The organism is Actinomycetospora sp. NBRC 106375, assembly GCF_030269665.1.
Taxonomy (GTDB): domain Bacteria; phylum Actinomycetota; class Actinomycetes; order Mycobacteriales; family Pseudonocardiaceae; genus Actinomycetospora.
Genome location: NZ_BSTS01000102.1, coordinates 1 through 255 on the forward strand (window position 1 = coordinate 1; position 255 = coordinate 255).

A 255-nucleotide genomic window follows, 5' to 3' on the forward strand; every position below is an offset into this window, starting at 1 on the left:
CCCCGCCGCCGGTGCTGGTCGCGGCGGGGGCCCGGAGGTCGACTCGATGATCGACCCGGTGATCCCGGGGGCGGGTCGGGGAGGCGGGGTCGGTGGCGGGTGAGCAGGACGTGCTGGAGGCGGCCGGTGGGGTCGGTGAGCACGATGCGCCATTCGCCGTGGTGGTAGCGGGCGAGCATGGCGCGGGCGGTGGCGGGTAGCAGGGTGCCCCAGCCGGGGAGCTGGGCGGGGTGTTCGTCGAGCCCGAGGGCGGTG

Annotated in this window: 1 protein-coding gene; it reads right to left on the reverse strand. The window is 77.3% G+C overall.

Annotated features, from left to right (window positions below):
* Positions 1 to 255 (reverse strand): hypothetical protein (locus QSK03_RS33055; protein ID WP_285660088.1); only part of this gene is annotated, 255 nt, incomplete at both ends.